The sequence below is a fragment of the Mesorhizobium sp. M7A.F.Ca.AU.002.02.1.1 genome, assembly GCF_003998535.1.
In the GTDB taxonomy this organism is placed as follows: Bacteria; Pseudomonadota; Alphaproteobacteria; order Rhizobiales; family Rhizobiaceae; genus Mesorhizobium; species Mesorhizobium ciceri.
Genome location: NZ_RZPB01000474.1, coordinates 1 through 4,864, shown reverse-complemented (window position 1 = coordinate 4,864; position 4,864 = coordinate 1). Strand labels below are relative to the sequence as shown.

Genomic DNA, 4,864 nt, shown 5'->3' with positions numbered 1-4,864 from the left:
GCGCGGCAGCGTGGTGCGGTAGGCGCGCACCAGGAAGATCGCCTCGATCATGTCGCCGCGCGCCTGGACGATGGCGAGCGCGGCCAGTTCACGATCATAGAGCGAGCCTTCGCTCATCACCCGGTCGACGCCGAGCGCCAGCTGCTCGACGATCTGGTCGAGACGAAGGGCGGGCACCGAACGGTCGCCACGCCGGCGGTCGGCCAGCAGGCTGTGGGCGTTGGCGATTGCCGCTTCGCCACCTTTTACCGCGACATACATCTTACGCCTCCATCGTCTTGATGCGCGTCGTGCGCGGTAGGCAGGCGATGCCGCCTGATGTGGCGAGGATGATGTCGACGCCGCGCGGAAAGCGCTTGATATTCTGCTTCCACTGCTCGACGAAATGGCGTGGCATCTGCGCCGGCGCGATCGTGGCGCTGGTTTCGATGCCGGGACCTTCGAGCAATAGCGGCGTGCCGGAGACCAGATCGCTGACCTGCAGGATCAGCGTGGTCGAGCGGTCGGGATAATCCTGCGTGCCCTGCGAAAAGCCATCGAGCGCCATCATCTCGGCAGGTGCTGCGACCAAGGCGAAATGCGCATCGGCCGGTGTGTTGGCCAATGGCGCGCCGGTATGGAACCCAAGCCACGATCTGATCGCGGTGGAGGCCTGCAAAGCCGGGTCGAGCCAGAGCGGCGTGTCATTGTCGCACAGCGCCAGTGCGATGGCGCCGGCGGTAGCCGAGAGCGGCACCGGCGGGCGGGGGAAGGCCGGCAGCGGTTGCACGCTGCCCGGCCGAGCCATTGCGTCCATCACGGCGCGGAACACGGTCTGGGCGTTGAAGACCGGATCGGCGAACCCGCCCTCGATCGATTGCGCTGCAATGTCCATCAGTCTTCTCCGCGAACCATGGTGAAGAAATCGACCTTCGTTGCCGCCGTCTCGGCGCGGCGTTTTTCGTGCGCCAAGGTCAGAGCCGACCGCAGAGGCGCTATCAGTCCGGTCTCGACCTCATTGCGGCGGGCAGGGTCCTGCCATAGGGCGTCGGCGATAGCCGCCAGCTTCGCCTTCTGCTTGTCGCGGCCAAGCGCATAGCAATGGCCGACCTGTCCGGTGGGTAGCCTGACCGTGGCGCGGGTGACGGTCGCCTCGCCGACATTGAAAGGGGCGCCGCCGCCGCCGATGCGGCCGCGCAGGGTGACAAGGCCGGTTTCGGGGCCGCGCAACAGCTCGGCGTCCGAAGGCAGTCCGGCCTCATTCCAGAGCCGTACGATGTCATCGCCGCTGGATTGCGTAAGGGTTGCCATGGCGGCTTTGCGCTCGGCCTGGTCGCGGGCTTCCTGTCCTCGCATCAGCAGCATTCCTCTTTGTTAATTTGTCTATTGATGTAGACAACTATACAAATTATATCTATTATCTAACGCGTGTCCATGACGGGTGGATGACAGCGATAGAAGACTGGGCGCTGGAAGGTTGGGGCAATGATGGTCGGGCGGCTGTTAGCGGACAGCATCGAGCGGCGCAGTGGCGTTTCGCTGTGGCGGCAGATCGCCGACAAGATCCTACATGCGATCGCCATCGGCGATTTCACGGAGAATGCAGCGCTGCCGCCGGAGGTGGCGCTGGCAGAACGCTATGGCGTCAACCGTCACACGGTGCGCAACGCCATATCAGCCCTTGTAAGGGAAGGCGTGCTGCGGGCCGAGCAGGGGCGCGGCACCTTCGTACTGTCGCGCAAGCGGCTGTCCTATCCGATCGGGGCGCGCACACGTTTTTCGACAGGGCTGCAAGGGCAAACGACGGAACGGCACATCGTCCTGCTCGCCTCGTCGGTCGAGCCGGCCAGCCAGCGCGTCGCCGAGGGACTGGGTCTTCCCAAGGGAGCCGATGTGATCCGGTTGGAAACGCGCGGCGAAGCCGACGGACGGCCGGTGTCGCGCGCTGCCGGCTGGTTCGAGGCCCGGCGCTTTGCCGGCATCGATGCCGCGATGGGGGAAACAGGCTCGATCACCGCATCGCTGGCGCGGTTCGGCATAGACGACTATCTCAGGCAATCGACCGTGCTGTCGGCGCGCCATGCCGATGCGGCGGACCTTGCCGACCTCGACCTGCAGCCGGGCGCCATCGTGCTGGTCACGGTTGCCGTCAACGTCACGCCGGACGGCCAGCCGATCCAGTTTTCCGAGTCGCGCTTTCCGGCCGAACGGGTGGAGCTGAAGCTGTCGGCGCTGTAGGGAGTGCCCGGCCCAGCTCGGCCGCATTCACTTGCCAGCGGCGGCGCATTTGAGGACCGGCTTCGCCGCCTGCCATGTTATAACCCCACCTCGATCACAGCCTTGATCAGGCCGGATTTCTCATGCGCCCAACGAGCCAGATCGCGCGGCGTGGCGGCGAGTGTGGTGCGGTGTGTGACGAGCTTGGCCAGTGGTACGGCCCCGTTGCGGATCGAGGCGGCGACATGGTCGAAGTCGGCGCGCAGCGCGTTGCGGCTGCCGATCAGCGTCATCTCGCGCTTGTGGAATTCCGGATCGGAAAAGCTGATGTCGTCCTTGACGACGGAGACCAGCACCAGCGTTCCGCCATGCGCGACATGGGCGAAGGCCGACTGCACCGACTGGGTGTTGCCGGTGGCGTCGAAGACCACATCGAAGCCTTCGCCTGATGTCGCTTCCCTGATCAGATCGGGCACCGCGCCGCGCGAGCCGTCTAGGGTCTGGAAACCAAGCTCGTTTCCAGCGAAGGCGAGCCTTTCACTGCTCATGTCGAGCAGCGTCACGTCGAGCCCGGCGATGCGGGCGAAGATGGCGGTGCCGAGCCCGATCGGGCCGGCGCCGATGACCAGCGTGTGGGCGCCGGGGTCGGCGCGGGCGCGCCGCACGGCATGCGCGCCGATGGCCAGGAACTCGACGGCAGCGGCGTCGGCCAGCGAAAGGCCGTTGGCCGGATAGAGATTTTGCGCCGGCACCAGGATGCGTTCGCACATGGCGCCGTCGCGATGCACGCCAAGCACCTCGATCCTGACACAGCAATTGGGCTTGCCGTGCCGGCAGGCGATGCACTTGCCGCAGGAAAGATAGGGGTTGACGACGACGGGCTCACCAATGGCCAGTTCGACGCCTTCGCCGGTCTCCATCACGGTACCCGAGACCTCATGACCCATGATGCGGGGATAGGCGAGGAACGGGTGCTTGCCCTCGAAAATGTGGTAGTCGGTGCCGCAGATGCCGACATGGCTGACCGCCACCAGCGCCCAGCCGGGAGGCGGTGCCTCGGGTGCGGGCCGGTCTTCAAGGACAAGATCGCCGGGCGAACGGCAGAGGACGGCTTTCATGCGCTAATCCAGTCATGAAATCGCCGGCCCGTTGGTGTGGCGGACCGGCGGTTGATTGCGGGGTCGCTACTTGCCGCGGCGGCGCAGGCCGTCGAAGTAGACGATGATGATGATCAGCGCGCCGGTGATGATGCGCTGCCAGAACGAATTGACGTTGAGCAGGTTGGCGCCGTTGTTGATGGTGGCCAGGATGAAGGCGCCGAGCAGCGGCCCATGCACCGAGCCGACGGCGCCGAACAGCGAGGTGCCGCCGATGACCGACGACGCGATCGCCTGCAGTTCCCAGCCCTCGGCCTGCGTCGGGTTGCCGATGCCGATGCGGGCGGCCAGCAGCACGCCGACAAAGGCGGCGCACAGGCCCGACAGCGTGTAGGCCATGTAGATGGTGCGCTGGACATTGACGCCGGACAGGCGCGAGGCCTCGGCGTTGGAGCCGACCGAAAACAGGTATCTGCCCCAGCGGCTGTGGTGCAGGAAGATATAGGCCGGAATGCCGACCAGGATCACCATCCAGAACAGGTTGGGGATGCCGATGAAGGAATTGCGCGAGAAGGCGGTGAAGGTGTCGCTGTTGATGTTGATCGAATTGCCGTTGGTCATCAAAAGGCCGATGCCGCGCAGCGAGGTCAACGTCGCCAGCGTGATGATGAAGGGCGGCAGGCCCATCTTGACGATACCGAAGCCGTGGAACATGCCGATGGGGACACCGACCAGCAGCGTCACCAGAATGGCGAGCCAGATGGGGAAGCCGGCATTGATCATCATGGCCACGACCACGGTGGCGAAGCCGACCACGGCGCCGACCGACAGATCGATGCCGCCGGTGATGATGACGAAGGTCTGGCCGACCGCCATGATGGCGATCATCGAGCCCTGGCGCAGGAGATTGGCTATGTTGTTGGCCGAGGCGAAGCTCGTCGTCGTCACGGAGAGGAGGATCCAGAGCAGAACCAGCAGCGCCAATAGCGTCAGCCCGAACAGGACATTATAGTTGCGCTTCGGTTTTTCGACGGCGATCGCCTCGGTGCTCATATCTGTCCTCCCAACTTTTCTTGTTTCTCGGCGAGCGCCTGAGTGAGAATATCCTCGTGGCTGGCGGCGTGAAAACCGTGCGTCGCCACCAGTTTGCCGCGCCGGAACACATGCAGCGTATCGGCGAGTTCATAGACTTCCGGCAGATAGGACGAGATCAGGATGATGCCGGCGCCCTTTGACAAAAGCGCGCCGAACAGGCGGTAGATCTCGGCCTTGGTGCCGACATCGACGCCGACGGTCGGTTCGTCGAAGATGAACAGCTTGGCGCCGTGCGCCAGCCATTTGCCGATGACGATCTTCTGCTGGTTGCCGCCCGACAGGCTGGATGCCAGCGCGCCACGTGTCGGTGTCTTGATGCGCAGATCGGCGATCTGGCGATCGGCCTGCGTCTTCTCCTGCGTGCTCGAAATCAGCAGATTGTTCGAGATGCGCTTGTAGATCGGCAGGTTGAGGTTGAAGCCGACCGGCAGGTTGAGGCAGAGGCCCTGGTCGCGGCGGCTCTCCGGCGCCAGCGC

At 64.8% G+C, this 4,864-nt stretch carries 7 protein-coding genes; 1 reads left to right on the top strand and 6 read right to left on the bottom strand.

Translation table 11 applies throughout. The features are described from left to right. The 3 genes from EN879_RS24435 to phnG all read right to left on the bottom strand — a co-directional run. Positions 1 to 261: carbon-phosphorus lyase complex subunit PhnI (locus EN879_RS24435; RefSeq protein WP_206520993.1), on the bottom strand; the 261-nt coding region annotated here is incomplete at its 3' end. Between the two features lies 1 nt (position 262). Further along, positions 263 to 874: a phosphonate C-P lyase system protein PhnH gene (gene phnH, locus EN879_RS24430; protein WP_127274300.1), complete on the bottom strand. Its 612-nt coding sequence runs from the start codon at positions 872 to 874 to the stop codon at positions 263 to 265. Then, positions 874 to 1,335 (bottom strand): phosphonate C-P lyase system protein PhnG, encoded by a 462-nt coding sequence (gene phnG / locus EN879_RS24425; protein WP_063170338.1) that lies wholly within the window; start codon positions 1,333 to 1,335, stop codon positions 874 to 876. The genes phnH and phnG overlap by 1 nt, the downstream gene beginning before the upstream one ends. A gap of 132 nt (positions 1,336 to 1,467) precedes the next feature. Here phnG and phnF point away from each other — a divergent pair, with 132 nt between their 5' ends. Beyond that, positions 1,468 to 2,217 (top strand): phosphonate metabolism transcriptional regulator PhnF, encoded by a 750-nt coding sequence (gene phnF / locus EN879_RS24420; protein WP_063170337.1) that lies wholly within the window; start codon positions 1,468 to 1,470, stop codon positions 2,215 to 2,217. 77 nt (positions 2,218 to 2,294) lie between these two features. Here phnF and EN879_RS24415 read toward each other — a convergent pair whose 3' ends face one another. The 3 genes from EN879_RS24415 to EN879_RS24405 all read right to left on the bottom strand — a co-directional run. Next, positions 2,295 to 3,314, bottom strand: a complete 1,020-nt coding sequence (locus tag EN879_RS24415) for a zinc-binding alcohol dehydrogenase family protein (protein ID WP_063169032.1) — start codon at positions 3,312 to 3,314, stop codon at positions 2,295 to 2,297. Positions 3,315 to 3,380: 66 nt separating this feature from the next. Then, positions 3,381 to 4,346 carry an ABC transporter permease gene (locus tag EN879_RS24410; RefSeq protein ID WP_127274299.1) on the bottom strand — a complete coding sequence of 322 codons (966 nt, stop codon included), beginning with the start codon at positions 4,344 to 4,346 and terminating at the stop codon, positions 3,381 to 3,383. Further along, on the bottom strand, positions 4,343 to 4,864 hold a 522-nt coding region (locus tag EN879_RS24405), incomplete at its 5' end, for an ATP-binding cassette domain-containing protein (protein ID WP_164774552.1). The genes EN879_RS24410 and EN879_RS24405, both read right to left, overlap by 4 nt.